The sequence below is a fragment of the Micromonospora sp. WMMD975 genome, assembly GCF_029581215.1.
GTDB lineage: Bacteria > Actinomycetota > Actinomycetes > Mycobacteriales > Micromonosporaceae > Micromonospora.
Genome location: NZ_CP120739.1, coordinates 2,741,144 through 2,759,629 on the forward strand (window position 1 = coordinate 2,741,144; position 18,486 = coordinate 2,759,629).

Annotated in this window: 13 protein-coding genes; 6 read left to right on the forward strand and 7 right to left on the reverse strand. The window is 71.9% G+C overall.

Features of this window, described 5'->3' with window-relative positions; genetic code table 11:
• Nucleotides 1–29: 29 nt before the first annotated feature.
• The 3 genes from O7613_RS11925 to O7613_RS11935 are packed head-to-tail and all read right to left on the reverse strand — an operon-like array spanning nt 30 to nt 3,155.
• Entirely contained in the window at nt 30–890 is an 861-nt protein-coding gene (locus O7613_RS11925) for a carbohydrate ABC transporter permease (RefSeq protein ID WP_281588731.1), read from the reverse strand.
• 1 nt (nt 891) lies between these two features.
• A complete protein-coding gene (locus tag O7613_RS11930) occupies nt 892–1,890 on the reverse strand; it encodes a sugar ABC transporter permease (RefSeq protein ID WP_281588730.1) in 999 nt (332 codons plus the stop codon).
• A complete protein-coding gene (locus O7613_RS11935) occupies nt 1,887–3,155 on the reverse strand; it encodes an extracellular solute-binding protein (protein ID WP_282293853.1) in 1,269 nt (422 codons plus the stop codon). Before O7613_RS11935 ends, O7613_RS11930 begins: the two co-directional genes overlap by 4 nt.
• A 177-nt stretch (nt 3,156–3,332) precedes the next feature.
• On the opposite strand from O7613_RS11935, the gene O7613_RS11940 reads away from it, so the two are divergent.
• Nucleotides 3,333–4,337 (forward strand): LacI family DNA-binding transcriptional regulator, encoded by a 1,005-nt coding sequence (locus O7613_RS11940; protein ID WP_282293854.1) that lies wholly within the window; start codon nt 3,333–3,335, stop codon nt 4,335–4,337.
• On the opposite strand, the gene O7613_RS11945 is transcribed toward O7613_RS11940, so the two are convergent.
• Nucleotides 4,334–5,818: an RICIN domain-containing protein gene (locus O7613_RS11945; protein ID WP_282293855.1), complete on the reverse strand. Its 1,485-nt coding sequence runs from the start codon at nt 5,816–5,818 to the stop codon at nt 4,334–4,336. The genes O7613_RS11940 and O7613_RS11945 overlap by 4 nt on opposite strands.
• A 178-nt stretch (nt 5,819–5,996) precedes the next feature.
• On the opposite strand from O7613_RS11945, the gene O7613_RS11950 reads away from it, so the two are divergent.
• A complete protein-coding gene (locus O7613_RS11950; protein ID WP_281588723.1) occupies nt 5,997–7,190 on the forward strand; it encodes an endo-1,4-beta-xylanase in 1,194 nt (397 codons plus the stop codon).
• A gap of 7 nt (nt 7,191–7,197) precedes the next feature.
• Here the strand turns inward: O7613_RS11950 and O7613_RS11955 are convergent, their stop codons facing one another.
• Nucleotides 7,198–7,758, reverse strand: coding sequence for a hypothetical protein (locus O7613_RS11955; RefSeq protein ID WP_281588721.1), 561 nt, complete (start codon nt 7,756–7,758; stop codon nt 7,198–7,200).
• A gap of 117 nt (nt 7,759–7,875) precedes the next feature.
• Here O7613_RS11955 and O7613_RS11960 point away from each other — a divergent pair, with 117 nt between their 5' ends.
• Together O7613_RS11960 and O7613_RS11965 are read left to right on the forward strand one after the other, a co-directional pair.
• Entirely contained in the window at nt 7,876–9,450 is a 1,575-nt protein-coding gene (locus O7613_RS11960; RefSeq protein ID WP_282293857.1) for an FMN-binding glutamate synthase family protein, read from the forward strand.
• Between the two features lie 122 nt (nt 9,451–9,572).
• Nucleotides 9,573–10,772, forward strand: a complete 1,200-nt coding sequence (locus tag O7613_RS11965) for a sugar efflux transporter (protein ID WP_282293859.1) — start codon at nt 9,573–9,575, stop codon at nt 10,770–10,772.
• A gap of 99 nt (nt 10,773–10,871) precedes the next feature.
• On the opposite strand, the gene O7613_RS11970 is transcribed toward O7613_RS11965, so the two are convergent.
• Entirely contained in the window at nt 10,872–11,522 is a 651-nt protein-coding gene (locus O7613_RS11970; protein ID WP_282293861.1) for a class I SAM-dependent methyltransferase, read from the reverse strand.
• Nucleotides 11,523–11,625: 103 nt separating this feature from the next.
• On the reverse strand, nt 11,626–12,495 hold the full coding sequence (locus O7613_RS11975) for an LLM class F420-dependent oxidoreductase (protein WP_282293863.1): 870 nt from the start codon (nt 12,493–12,495) through the stop codon (nt 11,626–11,628).
• A gap of 86 nt (nt 12,496–12,581) precedes the next feature.
• On the opposite strand from O7613_RS11975, the gene O7613_RS11980 reads away from it, so the two are divergent.
• Both O7613_RS11980 and O7613_RS11985 read left to right on the forward strand, forming a co-directional pair.
• On the forward strand, nt 12,582–12,689 hold the full coding sequence (locus tag O7613_RS11980; protein ID WP_281588711.1) for a DUF2188 domain-containing protein: 108 nt from the start codon (nt 12,582–12,584) through the stop codon (nt 12,687–12,689).
• Nucleotides 12,690–12,906: 217 nt separating this feature from the next.
• Nucleotides 12,907–18,372, forward strand: a complete 5,466-nt coding sequence (locus O7613_RS11985) for a carboxyl transferase domain-containing protein (protein WP_281588709.1) — start codon at nt 12,907–12,909, stop codon at nt 18,370–18,372.
• Nucleotides 18,373–18,486 lie beyond the last annotated feature (114 nt).

The following is an 18,486-nucleotide window of genomic DNA, read 5'->3' on the forward strand; positions in this document are numbered from 1 at the left end:
TCCCTGTGTTGTGCGCTGACCGCTGCCGCTCAGCCCTTGACCGCGCCCTGGAGACCGCCGACGATCTGCTTCTCGGCGAGCGTGAAGAAGAGCAGCGCCGGCAGCATTGCCAGCGAGGTGAAGGCGAGGACGCCGGCGGTGTCGGTGGTGTACTGGCTGGAGAAGTTCTGCACGCCCAGCGGCAGGGTGTGCAGGTTGACGTCGCCGAGGACGAGCAGCGGCAGCAGGAACGCGTTCCAGCTCGCCACGAACGCGAGGATGCCGACGGTGACGAGCGCCGGTCGGGACAGCGGCAGCACGATCCGCCAGAGGAACCCGAGGCGGTCCGCGCCGTCGATCGCGGCGGCGTCCTCCAACTCCCGCGGGATGGCGGACAGGAACGGCCGCAGGATGACGATCGTGATCGGCAGCGAGAACGCGACCTGCGGCAGGATCACCGCGTAGTAGGAGTTGATCAGGTTCAGGTCCCGCAGCATCAGGTAGAGCGGCAGGATGGCCGCGCCGGCCGGGAAGAGCAGGCCGAGCGTGAAGAACGTGTGCAACGCCTCCCGGCCGCGGAAGGTGTAGCGGGCGATCACGAACGCGGCGCAGAGGCCGAGCACCACGACACCGAGCGTGGTGCCGAGCGCGATCACCGCGCTGTTGAACGCCTGCCGCCAGAAGTCGCTCTGGGTGAGCACCCGGGAGTAGTTGTCCCAGACCCAGGGGTCGGGCAGGCCGGCCGGATCCGCCACGATCTGCGGCGTGGTGCGGAAACCGCCGATGATGACGTAGACGATCGGCGCGATCGACACGGCCGCGACCGCGAGCGCGAGCGCGTACGTCAGCGGGGTGCCCCAGGACAGCGGACGGCGGCCGGCGGGCCGGGAGACGACGGTGTTAGCGCTCACGTCAGTTCGCCCTTCTCGTGATGGCGCCCTCGATGTCCCGACGGAGCAGGAAACGCTGGAACAGCAGCGCCGCGACGAAGGAGATGACGAACAGGATCACGGCAATCGCGTTGCCGTAGCCCCAGAGCCGGGCGAAGAACCCGTTGTCCACCATGTACGTCGCCATGGTGGCCGACGCGCCGAGGGACCGCACCGCGGGCACGGAGGTCACCCAGACCACGTCGAAGACCTGCAACGAGCCGATCATGGACAGGAACATCCAGATCCGGATCGTCGGGCCGAGCAGCGGCAGGGTGATGTGGCGCTGGATCTGCCACCAGCTCGCGCCGTCGATCGCGGCGGCCTCGGTCAGCTCGTCCGGCACGTTGGACAGGCCGGCGAGCAGGAGGATGATGGCGAAGCCGACGTACTTCCAGGTGAGGACGGCGAGCAGCGTCCAGATGACCACGTCGAGGTCGGCCAGCCACGCCTGCACCAGGCCGCCCAGGCCGACCGACCGCAGTAGCACGTCGACGGTGCCGTCGCCGGTGAGGATCAGCTTCCACATGATGCCGACGGTGACCTCGGCGAGCACGTAGGGCACGAAGGCCAGCAGGCGGAACGCGGAGCGCCCGCGGAAGCGGCGGTTGAGCAGCAGCGCGACGCCGAGCGCGACCGGCCCCTGGATCAGCAGCGAGCCGAACACCACGATGGCGTTGTTGCGCAGCGCGTCGAGGAAGATCGGGTCCTGGAAGGCCAGGGTGTAGTTCTTGAAACCGATGTACTCGGTGGGTGGGCCCACCCCGCGCCACCGGAAGAGGCTGTAGTAGAACGCGAAGCCGATCGGCACCAGCACGAACATCACGTAGATGATCAGCGCCGGCGTGGTCAGCCCGATGATCTCGTACCACTTGCGCCGGGTCTGCGCCCGGCGGTTGGACGGGCGTGCGGCGGGCCGGAGGCCCGCCGGCGGCGCGGAGACGCCGCCGGCGGGGAACCGGGTCTGGTCGGTGGAGGTCACTTGCTCGCGGCCGCCTTCATGGCGTCGACGACCTTCTCCGGCGTGCCGTTGCCGGCGAAGATGGCGATGATGGCGTCGTTCATCGCGGTGCCGACCGTGCTGCCGAAGGCGGTGTCCAGCCAGAGCTGCACGTAGGTGGCCTCGGACGTGGCGGTCAGGATCGACTTCAGGGCCGGATCGCTCACCCCGTCCGCCGCGGCCTTGACCACCGGCAGGCCGGTGCCGGTCGCCGCGTAGCCCTTCTGCACCTCGTCGCTGACCAGGTACTTGAGGAACTCGACGCACTCGGCCGGAGCGTTCTTGGCGCAGGAGAAACCGTCGCCGCCGCCGAGGGCCGCCTTCGGGTCACCCGCCGAACCGGAGATCGCCGGCACCGGGAACCAGCCGAGGAACTTGGCCAGCTTCTCCTTGTCCGTGGCGACGGTGTCGAGCGTGCCGCGGTTCCAGTCGCCCATCAGCTCCATCGCGGCCTTGCCGTTGGCCAGCAGGCCGTTGGCGCTGGTCGGGTCGTTCTGCCCCGGCGTGGCGATGAAGTTGTTCTGGAACGGCTTGGTGTCGATGAAGGCCTTCAGGTCCTGGCCGGCCTTCACGAAGCACGGGTCGTCGAAGTTGCGGTCGGTGGACGCCTTCTTCAGCGTGTCGACCGAGCAGGCGCGCAGCGCGAAGTTGTACCACCAGTGGGCGGCCGGCCACTTGTCGCCCGCGCCCAGGGCGATCGGGATGACGTTGATGGCCTTGAGCTTGGTGACCGCCTCGTTGAGCTCCTCGAAGGTGGTCGGCGGCGCGCTGATGCCCGCCTGGGCGAACATGTCCTTGTTGTACCAGACGCCTTCGATGCCCATCCGGAACGGCAGGCCGTACTGCTTGCCGTTCACCTGCCAGATCTCCGCCGCGCTGCCGATGTCGCCGACCTCGTCCTTGACCTGGTCGGTCACGTCCTTGAGGTAGTCGGCCTCGACCTGCTCGCGCATCTCGCCGCCGCCCCACGCCTGGAAGATGTCCGGCGGGTCGTTGCTCAACAGCGCGGCGGGAAGCCGGGTGCGCTGGAGCTGGTTGGTCTCGATCGCCTCGATCTCGATCGTGACGGTCGGGTGGGCGGTGGAGAAGTCCTTGGCGACCTTCTCCCAGTAGGTCTTGCCGGGGCCGTCCTGGGAGGCGTTGTGCCACCAGGTCAGCGTCACCGGGTCCTTGTAGAGCTCGCCACCCTTGTCCGCGTCGTCCTCGCCACCGCCGCCGCATCCGGCGGCGACGAGAGCGGTGGTCATAAACAGTGCCAGGACCGCGCCGGCACGTCGTTTCATCACCATAGAGATTGTCTCCTCGACCACAGTCGGGTTACCTGACGGGGAGTGTTACAGCCACGTAACTCGAAGTCAATCGGTATCGATAACGTTTTCGACACCGTCGGGACACGCTCCCTGACGCCCTCTATCATCGTCGGCGTGGCCTACCCGCAGCGCGTCAAGATGTCCGACGTGGCACGTACCGCCGGCGTCTCGGTGGCGACCGTATCAAAGGTTGTTAATGGCCGGTACGGCGTCGCCCAAGCCACCGTCGAGCGCGTGCAGCAGGTCATCCGCGATCTCGGGTACGAGGCCGACCTCGGTGCGCAGAGCCTGCGCAGCCACCGCACGCACGTCCTGGGCATCCTGGTCGCGGAGTTCGAGCCGTTCTCCACCGAGTTGCTGAAGGGCGCCTCCCGGGAGGTCGCCGGCAGCGGCTACCAACTGCTCGCCTACTCCAGCGGCGACGGCGAGGCCGCCGCCGTCGGCTGGGAACGGCGCTCCCTGGCCCGCCTGTCCGGGACGCTCATCGACGGCGCCGTGATCGTGACGCCGACCGTGGTCGAGACCAAGCACGGCTTCAACGTGGTGGCCGTCGACCCGCACACCGGCCCGTCCGGCCTGCCCACCGTCGACTCGGACAACTTCGCCGGGGCCGTGCTCGCGACCAACTACCTGCTCTCCCTCGGCCACCGCCGGATCGGGCACATCAGCGGTCGACCCGACCTGGAGTCGGCCCGCCTGCGGGAGGCGGGTTACCGGCAGGCCATGGCGGACGCGGGCGTCGCGGTCGACGAGCGGCTCGTGCGCGTCGGTGGCTTCCGGATCGAGGGCGCCGCCGGCACGGCGGCCGAGCTGCTCGCGCTCCCCGACCGGCCGACCGCCATCTTCGCCGGCAACGACCTGTCGGCGATCTCCACGCTCGACGTCGCCCGCACCATGGGCATCCCGGTGCCGGACGACCTGTCGGTGATCGGCTTCGACAACGTCCCGGAGTCGTCGCTCGTCAACCCGCCGCTGACCACGATCCGGCAACCACTGCAACGCATGGGCGCCGAGGCGCTGCGCCTGCTGATCGACCTGATCGCCGGCGTCGACCGCGACGCGCACATCCGGCTGCCCACCGAGCTGGTGGTGCGGGCCTCCTGCCGGTCGCTCGACTAGACAGCCGCGCGTGACCACTGCTGGTTGGCGCCGGCGTTGCACGTGTACTGCTTGAGCACCACGCCGTCCGCGGTCGACAGGGCCGGCACGTCCACGCACTTGCCGCTGTGTCGCGCCCGGAGCTGGAACCACCCGCCGTTGGCGACCATCTGGAACTGCTGGTTCGCGCCGCCGCCGCAGGTGTACTGGATCAGCTCGGCGCCGTCGGCGGTGGACGCGCCCACCACGTCGAGGCACTTCCCGCTGTTGCGGCTGACCAGACGCCAGTAGCCGCTGCCGGCGTCGGCGAACTGCCACTGCTGCCACGGGTTGCCGTTGTAGGTGTACTGGCCGACGCGGGCGCCGTTGTCGGTGTTGGGCGACTGGACGTCCATCGCCTTGCCGCTGTGGCGCACGGTGACCCGGTAGAACGTTCCGGTCGTCGGTGGCGGCGTCGTGGTGCCGCCGTCGACGGTGTCGCCCCATCCGTAGCGGATCCGGTCGGCGCCGGAGGCGTTGCGGACGGTCAGGTTCAGGTCGGTGCCGCCGCCGCTGAGCGAGTACATCGAGTACCAGTCGTACCCGATGGTGCCGGGCTTGCCGCCGAGCGCGGGCCAGTAGGTGCCGCCCATCCGGTTGTCCCGCATGACCTGGGCCATGGCGCGGATGTACCGCACGAAGTTGTCGGTGCTGCCCGCGTCGGCGTAGTTGCGGCCGTCGTTCATCGGCGCGCCGAACTCGGTGGCGACCGCGCGGGAGGCGCAGTTGCCGAGGCGGGTCTGGATGTGGCTGCGGAAGGCGTCGTAGGTCATCTCGCCGTAGAAGAACGCGTAGTAGTGGAACGAGAGCAGCGTCGCGTTGAAGCGGGAATCGTTGCAGATGTCCCGCAGGTCCTGGCTGAAGCCGGTGCCGCCGATGAGCACCCGGCCGGGCACCGCCGAGTAGTGGTAGCTGAGCCAGTCGGCCGCGACGTTGCGCCACTCCGCCGAGCTGTAGCCGTGCGGCTCGTTCATCGGCTCGAAGTAGACGTTGGGGTTCGCCCCGTACGTGTTGGTCACGGTGGACCACATCGCGTTCCACGCGGCGAGGTTGGTGATCCGGCCGCCGGAGGCGGCGCCGTCCTCCCAGTAGGCGAGGATGACCTTGAACCCGCGGGCGGTCGCGGCGTCGATGGCGCCCCGGTACGCCTCCCACCACGCCGTCCCCACCGTGTGGGTGTTGATGGGCAGCCGGACGGTGTTGACCCCCATGGTGGCGGCCATGTCGTCGTAGAGGGCGTTGGCCTTGGCCCGCACCGTCGCGTTGCTGTCGGACGAGCTGAGGCCCTGCACGACGAGGGGCCCGGTGCTGAAGTTGTCACCGAGCACGGCCCAGTTCATGCCCCGGAACCCGTCGGTGGCGGCGGCGGCCGGCGACGACGACGCGACGACGACGCCCACGAGCGCGGTCACCACGGCCACCAGCGCGACAAGCAACCGGCGTGTCGGCCTGCTGCACGTCATCTCGTCCACGCGAACGACCCCCTTAGACAGATGAGTATCGATGTTTGCGTTAACAACGCGACATGTCAAGGTTTCGGGCCGACGAATTGATTGACGTGAGCACGTCACCCGTCGTAACGTGCCGATCGAGTTTCGGAAATGTTCCCGGAAGTTTCGCCACGCTTACCGGAAGGCACCCATGAAGCCGAGCCGCTGGATCGCCGCCGGCGTCGTCGCCGTCGCGACCGCCGCCGCCCTGAACGTCGCCCCCGCCACCGCCGGCAAACCGTACGACCCGACCGCGCAGAGCCTGCGCGACCTAGCCAAACGCCACGGCCTGTACGTGGGCACCGCGGTCGACATGGACACCCTGGGCAACGCCGCCGAGCCGCGCTACCGCGAGCTGGCCGGCTCCGAGTTCTCCACCGTCACCGCCGAGAACGTGATGAAGTGGGAGAGCCTGGAACCCACCCGGGGCACCTACAACTGGGGTCCGGCCGACGAGCTGGTCGCCTTCGCCCGCCAGCACCACCAGCGGGTCCGCGGCCATGTGCTGGTCTGGCACAACCAGCTACCGACATGGCTGACCAGCGGCGTCGCGGACGGCTCGATCGACACCGCCGAGCTGCGCCGGATCCTGCGCGACCACATCACCGCCGTGGTCCGGCACTTCAAGGGCCAGATCTGGCAGTGGGACGTGGTGAACGAGGCGGTCAGCGACCCCTGGGACACCCCGTCCACCCTGCACTACAAGGGTTTCTGGGCCGAACACCTCGGCCCCGGCTACGTCGCGGACGCGTTCCGCTGGGCCCGCGCCGCCGACCCGAAGGCGCTGCTGTTCTACAACGACTACAACATCGAGGCGTTCGGCTCCGGCAACCCCGCCGACGACAAGACGCAGTTCGTCTACGAGATGGCGCGGGACCTGCGGGCCCGGGGCGTGCCGATCGACGGCGTCGGCAGCCAGGGCCACCTGGGCACCCAGTACGGCAACTACGACACCCTCCAGGTCGTCGCCGCGCTGCGGAAGTTCGCCGGCCTGGGGCTGGCGACCGCGTTCACCGAGGTCGACGTGCGCAGCCAGATGACCGACGGCGTCCAGGCCGGTGACTCCGCCGAGATCAACCCGCGCCTCCAGGCGTCCGCGGCCAACTTCAGCACGCTGCTGCGGGCCTGCCTGGCCGAACGGCACTGCCTGTCGTTCACGCTCTGGGGCTTCACCGACAAGCACTCCTGGGTGCCGGGCGCGTTCTCCGACCCGCCGGAGGGCCTGGCCACCGTGTACGACGAGAACTACCAGCCGAAGCGGTCGTACCAGGAGTTGAAGGCCGACCTCATCTACTCCGGGCCGCCGTTCGTGCTGCCCCGCGTACCGCAGCGGCCGCACCGGTAGGCCGTGCTCACGCTGACCGGCGGCGACCGAGTTCCGACTCCAGCCGCCGGATCAGCGTGCGGCGGGCCTTGCCGCGGCGCTCCCGGCGCAACGCCGCGTCGAGCTGGCGTTTGTCGAGACCCCGCACCAGCTTGACCCCCTCGGCCACCGGCAGCTCGTCCACCCGCGCGGCGGCGGTCGCGTCCCGGCGCGCCCGCTTCGCCGGGCCGGTGTTCGACACGTACTGCCGGCCGGAGCGGGAGGCGCGACGCTTGCGGGTGTCGGTGGCGCGCCGGTCGGACTCCGACAGCTCCTCCCATGCCTGTTTGGGCAGGTAACGCTCGGTTTCGCCGTCGTGTCGCGCGCGCGTGCCACCCGATCGGGTCTGCCACCGCTCGCCGCCCCACCGTTGCAGGGAGCGCTGCCGCGCGTCCTTCGGCCCCTCGAAGCCGCCGCCCTGTTTCTTGTACTCGTTCGTCAGCAGTTGCGACTTGCGGGCCGACCACTGCCCGGGCCGCCCGCCCTTGTCGGCGGCCTTGATCTCCTCCTTGAGCCGCTCCCGCAGTTCCGGCTTCGTGTACTTCGCCATGGCGCAGCGTTACCCGCACCGGGCGCGGCCATGCCCCGCCTCACCTCCGCGGCACCGCCCATGCCGGCCGGGTTCCCGCCGAGTTTGACCGGCGGCCGGGGCGGAAAGAGAGGCGGGATGAGCTGGGCCAGAAGAGCCGTACCCACCGCCGTCGCCGCCGTCGCCGCACTCGCCGCACGGGACCTGCTGCAACGTGACCACGCGCTGCGGCGCAACTTCCCCGTCCTGGGCCGCGCCCGCTACCTGCTCGAGTCGATCGGACCCGAGCTGCGCCAGTACATCGTCGCCGGCAACGACGAGGAACGGCCCTTCACCCGCGACCAGCGGCGCTGGGTGTACGCCTCGGCGAAGCAGGAGAACAACTACTTCGGGTTCGGTACCGACAACGACATCGAGCACACCCGCGGCTACCCGATCGTCAAGCACCGCACGTTCGGCCGGGCCGTGCCGCCGTCGACGCCCGCCGCCGGGCACGACGTGGCGCTGCCCTGCGCCAAGGTGCTGGGCGCGGCCCGTGGGCGGGCGCGGGCGTTCCGGCCGGAGTCGGTGGTCAACATCTCCGGGATGAGCTTCGGTTCGCTCTCCGGCAACGCGGTCGAGGCGTTGAACCGGGGCGCCGCGCTCGCCGGCTGCCTGCACAACACCGGCGAGGGCGGGCTGTCGCCGTACCACCGCCACGGCGGTGAGCTGGTTCTCCAGCTCGGCACCGCCTACTTCGGCTGCCGGGACGAGCACGGCCGGTTCAGCCTGGACCGGCTCAAGGACCTGGTGGCGGGCGCGCCGGTGCGGGCGCTGGAGATCAAGCTCAGCCAGGGCGCCAAGCCGAGCCTGGGCGGCCTGCTGCCGGCGGCGAAGGTCTCCGCCGAGATCGCCGCCACCCGGGGCATCCCGGTGGGCCGGGACTGCGTCAGCCCGTCGCGGCACGCCGAGTTCTCCGACTGTGACAGCCTGCTGGACTGGGTGGAGCTGCTCGCCGCCGAGACCGGCCTGCCGGTCGGCATCAAGTCCGCCGTCGGCGACCTGGGTTTCTGGGACGAGCTGACCACGTTGATGCGCGACACCGGCCGGGGCGTGGACTTCGTGACCGTGGACGGCGGCGAGGGCGGCACCGGCGCCGCCCCGCTGATCTTCAGCGACTCGGTGTCGCTGCCGTTCCAGCAGGGCTTCTCCCGCGTCTACCGGACGTTCGCCGAACGCGGCCTGCACGAGCAGGTGGTGTTCGTCGGGGCCGGCAAGCTCGGCCTGCCGGACAACGCGGTGGTCGCGTTCGCGCTCGGCGCCGACATGGTCAACGTCGGCCGGGAGGCGATGCTGGCGATCGGCTGCATCCAGGCGCAGAAGTGCCACACCGACACCTGCCCGACCGGCGTCGCGACCCAGAACGCCTGGCTGGCCCGGGGCCTCGACCCGGCCCGCAAGTCGGTGCGGGCGGCCAACTACATCCGCACGTTGCGCCGCGACCTGGTCAAGGTGGCCGAGGCGTGCGGCGTGGAGCACCCCGGCCTGATCGGCACCGACTCCGTCGAGATCGTCGACGGCCGGACCGCCTCCACCCCGCTGGACCAGGTGTACGGCTACCGCCCGGAGTGGGGCCTGCCCTCTCCCGCCGACCAGAAGGAGATCGCCGCGCTGATGACCCCCGCCGCACCGCGCGGCAGCAGCGCGCCCCCCTCCCCCACCGCCGCCGGCTGAGCGGTAAGGCGGGGCCCCCGCTTAACGCCTTTTGCATAGGCGGGGGCCCTTCTTAACGTCCGGTCCCGCAGGGCCGGGAAACCGCTTCGGTCCGCGCGGGGTCAGCGCGTAGCGTGCGCCGCATGGCTCTGGACACCCGGCCGGCGGTGCGCGCCGGCCCCTTCCGGCTGCTGCCGCTGGCCCTGCTGTTCCTCACGGTCGGCCTGTCCGTCGCCGTGGTCATGCCGTTCCTGTCGCTGTTCCTCAACACCGAGGTCCAGGCCGATCCGGTGCGGGTCACCGTGATCCTGGTCGTCGCGCCGCTGTCCGGGGTGGTGGTCGCCTCGCTCGTCGGGCGCCTGTCCGACCGGTGGCCGATCCGGCGCAGGCTGCTCATCGGGGCGGCGCTGGCCGGGGTGGTGGGCACCGGCCTGATCGCGGTCGTCCGCGACTACTGGATCCTGCTGGCGCTGACCGTGACCGCCATGGCGTTCGCCAACTCGACGTTCCCGCAGTCGTTCGCGTACGCCCGCCAACTCCTCGACCGGGACAGTCCCGGGCGGGCCGCGCTGGGCATCAGCGCCATGCGTACCGTCTTCTCGCTGGCCTGGGTCGCCGGGCCGCCGCTGGCCGCGGTGCTGCTCTCGAGCGGCGGCTTCCGGCTGCTCTACGCCACCGCCGCCGCGATGTACGCGCTGGCCGCGCTCGTGGTCGTGGCCCGGCTGAAGGAGCTCCCCCTGCCGCCCCGGCCGACCGCCGACGAGCGGGGTGCCCTCCCGGCCGAGGCGTCGCGGTGGCGGCTGGCGCTGACCGTGGTCACCTTCACCATGTTGCAGTGCCCGATGACGCTCGGCGTGCAGGTGCTGCCGCTGTTCATCGGCCGGGACCTGCGCGGCGACCCGGCGGACGCGGGTCTGGTGCTGGGCCTCTGCGCGGCGCTGGAGATCCCGCTGATGCTGGGGCTGGGCGCGCTCACCGCGCGGTTCAGGCTGCGCGCGCTGATCCTGGTCGGCGCCGGCTGCGGCGTCGTCTACTACCTGATCGCCGCCGGGGCGTCGAGCGTCGGGGTCCTGCTGCTCGCGCAGCCGGTCAACGCGCTGTTCATCGCCGCGGTGTCCGGCGTCGCCATCGCCTACGTGCAGGACCTGTTGCCGGGGCAGCCCGGCCGGGCCACCACGCTGTTCACCAACTCGTTCCCGATCGGCGCCATGCTCGCCGGCCCGTTGCTCGGGCTCTCCGCGCAGGTCGGCTTCCGGTGGGCGTACGGCATGAGCGCGGCGTTGTGCGCGGGCGGCCTGCTGGCCCTGGCGCTGACCCGGCCCCGGCCGCCCGTGCCGGCCTGACGGCGCGCCGCGGCCCCACCGCGCCGGCCCGACCGCCCGGGTTCGGGTACGTCGGTGGTCGCCGGGGCGACCATCGACGCGGCCGGACGGCGTGCGCGGTCAGCGGCGGCGGGCCAGCACCACGTGGTCGACGAGTTCCCCGGTGTGGCCGTCGTGGGTGGCGATGCGGCGGAACTCGCCCAGCCGCTCGGTCTCCCAGCTCTCCGGGTCGAGGGCCATCGCGGCCAGGATCTCGTCCGGGGTGGCGAACCGCGGGTCGTCGGGGTCGAGCCCGGACCACGGCGGCGGCGCGCCGTGTTCGACGACGAGCAGCCGCCCGCCGGACGCGACCGCCCCGGCCGCCAGGGGCAGCACCTGCTCCCGGGGCAGGATCAGCGGGGACTGGAAGAACTGGGCCGACACCAGGTCGAAGCGGCCGGCCGGGAAGTCGTGCAGCACGTCGTGCCGGGCGGTGGTGATCCGGTCCGCCACGCCGGCCCGCGCGGCCTCCACCGCGAGCCGTTCCAGCGCGACGGTCGAGATGTCCACGGCGGTGACCCGCCAGCCGCGGGCGGCCAGCCAGATCGCGTCGCCGCCCTCACCGCAGCCCAGGTCGAGCACGGTGCCGGGGGTCAGCTCGGCGGCCACCTCGGCGAGCACCGGGTTCACCTGGCCGCTCCAGATCCGGTCCGACTGTCCGTAGCGCTCGTCCCAGAACCGGGTCGGATCGGTGTCCGCCGGCGGGTTCTGCTGGTGGTGGTGCCCGGTCATGCCTGCCTCCTTCGCCCCGGGCGCTCCAGCGGCCCGGCCCCGCCATCGTGCGCCCGGGTAAACCCGGCGGCAAGGATCCTTGCCGTTCCGGCAAATACCGCGCTCAGGGAAGGGCGGTGAGCCTGGGGAGGACGTCGTCGGCCAGGCGGCGGGTGAACTCCACCGGATCGCGGTCCGGCACCGTCTGCACCTCGGTCACCCCCAGCTCCGCGTACGCGGCGACGTCGGCGAGGAACGCGTTCACGTCATCCAGCGGTGAGCGGCTGACCAGGACCGTCTTCTCGATCTCGTGGTAGTCCCGCCCCTCGTCGGCGCAGTGCCGGCGCAGCACGTCGAGCTTGTGCGCCACCTCGTCGCGGCCGGCGCCGAACAGGTTGCAGGCGTCGCCGTAGCGGGCCACCAGCAGCAGCGTCTTCTTCTCGCCGCCGCCCCCGACCATGATCGGCGGGTGTGGGCGGGTCAGCGGCTGCGGCGAGTTGAGCGTCTCGGCGAGGCGGTGGTGGCGGCCCTCGAACGGACCGTCGTCGTCGCTCCACATCTGCTTGCAGATGCGCAGCGTCTCCTCCAGGCGCTCGAACCGCTCCGCCATCGGCACCACCGGCACGCCCAGGCCACGCTGCTCGCGTTCGTACCAGGACGCGCCGATGCCGAGCCGGGCCCGGCCGCCGGAGAGCACGTCGAGCGTCGACACGATCTTGGCGAGCAGGCCCGGGTAGCGGTACATCACGCCGGTGACCAGCACGCCGAGTGTCATCCGCCGGGTCAGCGCCGCCACGTACCCGAGGGTCGTGTACGCCTCGAGCATCGGCTCGCTCGCCGGCGCCATCGCCTCCATCTGGAAGTAGTGGTCCATCACCGTGAACGAGGCGACCCCGGCCTCCTCGGCCAGGGTGGCGGTCTGGGCCAGGGTCGGCGCGATCGCCGCCGGGTCGGCCGGCGTGGAGTAGGTCCAGTAGTGCAGTCCGAGCTTCATCTTCGGCACCTCCGGATCGAGCCTAGGCAGGATTAGCCCACCGCGCGCGGGGGCAGACATTTCCCATCGACCACGGATCGAGGGACATGGCGGCCGACCGTGGCACCGAGCACGTGATCAAGAAGCAGGACGGCACGATCGGGGAGAAGAACACGTACCCCCGCAGCCGCGACCCTCGGGAGATCCCGGGCTGAACCGGTACGTCCCGACCGCCGCGCGACGCCGGACCCGATGGGGCCCGGCGTCGTCCGCGTTTTGGCTAAAAAGTTTTGTGCGGTTCCTACAACGGTCCCCGCTCCGGTTCGGCGGTTACGGCATGGCGCCGCCCGCTGGCAGACGGAAAGGTGAGGCAGGCCGGAGCATCGCCGCCACCCGGCGTTCCACCGTGGGTCTACCGAAGGGGACGGTCACGTGTTCACCCGTGTCGCCATCGTCAACCGGGGTGAGGCCGCCATGCGGCTCATCCACGCGGTCCGTGAGCTGGCCGCGGAGACCGGCAGCCGGATCGAGACCGTCGCGCTCCACACCGACGTCGACCGCACCGCCACCTTCGTCCGCGAGGCGGACGTCGCCTACGACCTGGGGCCCGCGTCCGCCCGCCCGTACCTCGACCTGAAGGTGCTGGAGCGCGCGTTGGTGGAGACCGGCGCGGACGCCGCGTGGGTCGGTTGGGGTTTCGTGGCCGAGGATCCGGCCTTCGCCGAGCTGTGCGAGAAGGTCGGCGTCACGTTCGTCGGGCCGAGCCCGGAGGCGATGCGCAAGCTCGGTGACAAGATCGGCTCCAAGCTGATCGCCGAGGAGGTCGGCGTGCCGGTCGCGCCGTGGAGCCGAGGCGCGGTGGAGAGCCTGGAGGCGGCGCTGGCCGCGGCGGCGCAGATCGGCTACCCGCTGATGCTGAAGGCGACCGCGGGCGGCGGCGGGCGCGGCATCCGGGTGATCCGCAGCGACGACGAGCTGGCCGACGCGTACGAGCGCACCAGCCAGGAGGCGGCGCGGGCGTTCGGCAGCGGCGTGGTGTTCCTGGAGCGCCTGGTCAGCGGCGCCCGGCACGTCGAGGTGCAGGTGATCGCGGACGGGCAGGGCACGGCGTGGGCGCTCGGCGTCCGGGACTGCTCGGTGCAGCGGCGCAACCAGAAGGTGATCGAGGAGTCGGCGTCGCCGGTGCTCGCCCCGGAGCAGGTCGCCGAGCTGAAGGCGTCGGCGGAGCGGCTGGCGGTGGCGGTCGGCTACCGGGGCGCGGCGACGGTGGAGTTCCTCTACCACCCCGGCGACCGGCTCTTCGCCTTCCTTGAGGTCAACACCCGGCTCCAGGTCGAGCACCCGATCACCGAGGCGACCACCGGCTTCGACCTGGTCAAGGCGCAGCTGCACGTGGCCGGTGGCGGTCGGCTCACCGGCGGGCCGCCGGCCGAGCGCGGGCACGCCATCGAGGCGCGGCTCAACGCCGAGGACCCGGACCGGGACTTCGCCCCCTCCCCTGGCCGGATCACCCGGCTGGACCTGCCCGCCGGGCCGGGCATCCGGGTGGACACCGGGGTCAGCGAGGGCGACACCATCCCGGCCGACTTCGACTCCATGATCGCCAAGATCATCGCGTACGGCCGGGACCGGGACGAGGCGCTCGGCCGGCTGCGCCGGGCGATGGCGAACACCACCGTGGTGATCGCCGGCGGCGCGACGAACAAGAGCTTCGTGCTCGACCTGCTCGACCAGCCCGAGGTGATCGACGCCAGCGCGGACACCGGCTGGATCGACCGGGTCCGCGGCGAGGGCCGGCTCGTCGCGCACCGGCACTCCGCGGTGGCGCTGGCCGCCGCCGCGATCGAGGCGTACGAGGAGGACGAGGCCGCCGAACGGCAGCGGCTGCTCTCCACCGCGGCCGGCGGTCGGCCCCAGGTACAGCACCGCAGTGGCCGGCCGCTCGACCTCAAGCTGCGCGGCGCGACCTACCGGATGCGGGTCGCCCGGGTCGGCGCGCACCGGTTCCGGGTCGGCGTGGAGGCCGGCGGCGACACGGTCACCGCCGATGTCGAGCTGGACCGGTTCGACAGGCACACCGGGCAGATCGTCGTCAACGGCGTCCGCTACCGCCTGCTCACCGGCACCCACGGCCCGGTCCACCTGGTCGAGGTGGACGGCGTCACCCACCGGATCAGCCGCGACGAGGGGGGCGTGCTGCGGTCCCCGATGCCGGCGCTCGTCGTCGCCACCCCGCTGGAGATCGGCGCCGAGGTGGAGGCCGGCGCGCCGGTGCTGGTGCTGGAGGCGATGAAGATGGAGACGGTGCTGCGGGCGCCGTTCCGGGCCCGCCTCAAGGAGTGCGCCGTCGCGGTGGGCACCCAGGTGGAGGCCGGCGCGCCGCTGCTGCGCCTGGAGCCGGTCGCCGAGGAGGAGGCCGGGGCCGTCGCCGCGGTCGAGCCGGCGGCCGAGCTGGACCTGCCCGCCGCCGCCGGGGACGTGCCGGCGCGGAGCCGGGCCGAACGCGGCCGGGAGGACCTGCGCGCCCTGCTGCTGGGCTTCGACGTCGACCCGCACGACGAGCGCCGGGTGCTCGACGACTACCTGGACGCGCGGCGGGCGGCCACCGACGCCGGGCACCGGCCGCTGGCCGAGGAGCTGGAGCTGGTCGAGGTCTTCGCCGACCTGGCCGAGCTGAGCCGCAACCGGCCCGGCGGCGAGGACGTCCCGAGCGGCCACCTGCACAGCGCCCGCGAGCACTTCCACACCTACCTGCAGAGCCTCGACGTGGAGCGGGCCGGGTCACCGGAGTCGTTCCGGGCCCGCCTGGCCAAGGCGCTGGGCCACTACGACGTCACCGAGCTGGACCGTACCCCCGCCCTTGAGGCCGCGGTGTTCCGGATCTTCCTGGCCCAGCAGCGGGCCGCCGTCGACGCCACCGCGATCGCCGCGCTGCTGCGGTCGTGGCTGCGGGAGCCGCCGCCGGACGAGGCGCTGCGTGAGCCCGCCGGCCTCGCGCTGGAACGGCTGGTCTCGGCCACCCAGGTCCGCTTCCCGGTCGTCGCCGACCTGGCCCGGGGCGTGGTGTTCGCCTGGTTCGCCCAGCCGCTGCTGCGCCGCAACCGGGCCAAGGTGTACGCGCGGGTCCGGGCGCACCTGCGGCACCTCGACGACCGGCCCGACGCGCCGGACCGGGCCGAGCGGATCGCCGAGATGGTCCGCAGCACCGAGCCGCTGGTCCGGCTGCTCGGCCAGCGGCTGGTGCGGGACAACCTGGACAACGTGCCCATGCTGGAGGTGCTGACCCGGCGCTACTACGGCAACAAGGCGCTCACCGGCGTGCGCACCCACACCGCCGGGGACTGCGTGTTCGTGGTCGCCGGCCGGGCCGAGTCGACGGTGGTCTCCACGGCGGTACGGTTCGACGCGCTCGGCGACGCGCTGCGCGGCCTGGCCGAGGTGGCCGGGGACGCCGAGGCGGTCGACGCCGACGTCTACCTGGCCTGGGAGAGCCAGCCGGAGGACCTGGCCGCCATCGCCGCCGCGCTGCTCGACGTGATCAACGCGCATCCGCTGCCGGACCGGGTCCGCCGGCTCACCATCACCGTCGCCGGTCGCAGCGGCGCGGTCATGCACCACCACTTCACGTTCCGCCCGGACGGGTCCGGGAGCCGGATGGTCGAGGAGCGGCTGATCCGCGGCCTGCACCCGTACATCGCGCAGCGCATGCAGATGGAGCGGCTGCACGGCTTCGACCTGACCCGGCTGCCGTCGCTGGACGAGGAGGTCTACCTCTTCCAGGCGGTCGCCCGGGAGAACCCGTCGGACCAGCGGCTGGTGGCGTTCGCGCAGGTGCGCGACCTGACCGGGCTGCGGGAGCAGGACGGGCGACTGGTCGCGCTGCCGACCGCCGAGGACACGGTCGCCGCCTGCATCGACTCGATCCGCCGCGCGCAGTCCCGGCGGCCGTCGAAGGTCCGGTTCCCCACCAACCGGATCGTCATCTACGTGTGGCCGCCGAGCGAGCTGACCCGCGAGGAGATGGAGTTGATCGCCGGGCGGATGCGCCCCACGACGGTCGGCGCCGACCTGGAGGAGGTCCTGTTCATCGCGCGGCAGCGCGACCGGCGCACCGGCGAGCTGACCAAGGTCGGCGTGCGGATCACCTTCGACGTCACCGGACGGGCCGAACTCACCATCGGCGAGCCGCCGACCGGGCCGGTCGAGCCGCTCGACGACTACCGGCTCAAGGTGCTGCGGGCGGCCAGCCGCAACACGGTCTACCCGTACGAGCTGACCGGCCTGCTCGGTGACTTCGCCGAGCACGACCTGGACGCCGACCACGTGCTGGTGCCGGTGGACCGCCCGAAGGGACGCAACGCCGCGGCGATCGTGGCCGGCGTGGTGACCACGCCGACGCCCCGGCATCCGCAGGGCGTGACCCGGGTGGTGCTGCTCGGCGACCCGACGAAGTCGCTCGGCGCGCTCTCCGAGCCGGAGTGCCGGCGGGTCATCGCCGCGCTCGACCTGGCGGAGCGGTTGGGGGTGCCGCTGGAGTGGTACGCGCTCTCCGCCGGCGCCCGCATCTCGATGACCTCGGGCACCGAGAACATGGACTGGGTGGCCGCCGCGCTCAAGCGGATCGTCGAGTTCACCCAGGCCGGCGGTGAGATCAACATCGTGGTGGCAGGCATCACCGTGGGCGCCCAGCCCTACTGGAACGCCGAAGCGACGATGCTCATGCACACCAAGGGCGTGCTGGTCATGACGCCGGACTCGGCCATGGTGCTCACCGGCAAGCAGTCGCTCGACTTCTCCGGCGGCGTGTCCGCCGAGGACAACTTCGGCATCGGCGGCTACGACCGGGTGATGGGCCCGAACGGTCAGGCCCAGTACTGGGCGCCGGACCTGCCGGCGGCGCGCGACGTGCTGATGGCGCACTACGACCACACGTACGTGGCGCCGGGCGAGGACGCGCCACGCCGGGCCACCACCACCGACCCGGTGGACCGGGACGTCTCCACCTTCCCGCACACGGTGGCCGGCAGCGACTTCGCCACCGTCGGCGAGATCTTCTCCGCCACCGCGAACCCGGACCGGAAGAAGCCGTTCGACATCCGTACGGTGATGCGGGCCCTGGCCGACCAGGACCACCCGGTGCTGGAGCGGTGGGCCGGCATGGCCGACGCGGAGACCGCGGTGGTGCAGGACGTGCACCTCGGCGGCATCCCGGTGTGCCTGCTGGGTATCGAGTCGCGGTCGGTGCCCCGGCGCGGTTTCCCGCCCACCGACGGCCCGGACACCTACACCGCGGGCACGCTGTTCCCCCGGTCGTCGAAGAAGGCGGCGCGGGCGATCAACGCGGCAAGCGGCAACCGGCCGCTCGTGGTGCTGGCCAACCTGTCCGGCTTCGACGGCTCGCCGGAGTCGATGCGCAAGCTGCAACTGGAGTACGGCGCCGAGATCGGCCGGGCGATCGTGAACTTCCGCGGCCCGATCGTCTTCTGCGTCATCTCGCGCTATCACGGCGGCGCGTTCGTGGTGTTCTCCAAGGCGCTCAACCCGAGCATGACGGTGCTGGCGATCGAGGGTTCGTACGCCTCGGTGCTCGGCGGCGCGCCGGCCGCCGCCGTGGTGTTCGCCGGCGAGGTCGCCGCGCGCACCGCCGCCGACCCCCGGGTACGCGACCTGGAGGGCCGGGTCGCGTCCGCCGCCGGCACCGAACGCGCCACGCTCACCGCGGAGCTGGACGAACTTCGCTCATCGGTACGCGCCGAGAAGCTGGGCGAGGTGGCCACCGAGTTCGACCGGGTGCACAGCATCCAGCGCGCGGTCGAGGTCGGCTCGGTGGACGCGGTGATCCGCGCCGCCGAGCTGCGTCCCCGGGTCATCGAGGCGATCGAGGCGCGCCGGGGCTGATCTCCGCTGACACCGCTGCGGCGGACGGGCCCTGGCCCGTCCGCCGTTTCGGCGTGTGCCGGTGCCTGACCGCTCCCCGTCCCCGTGGTGTGCTCGTCACAACAGATGGAAACG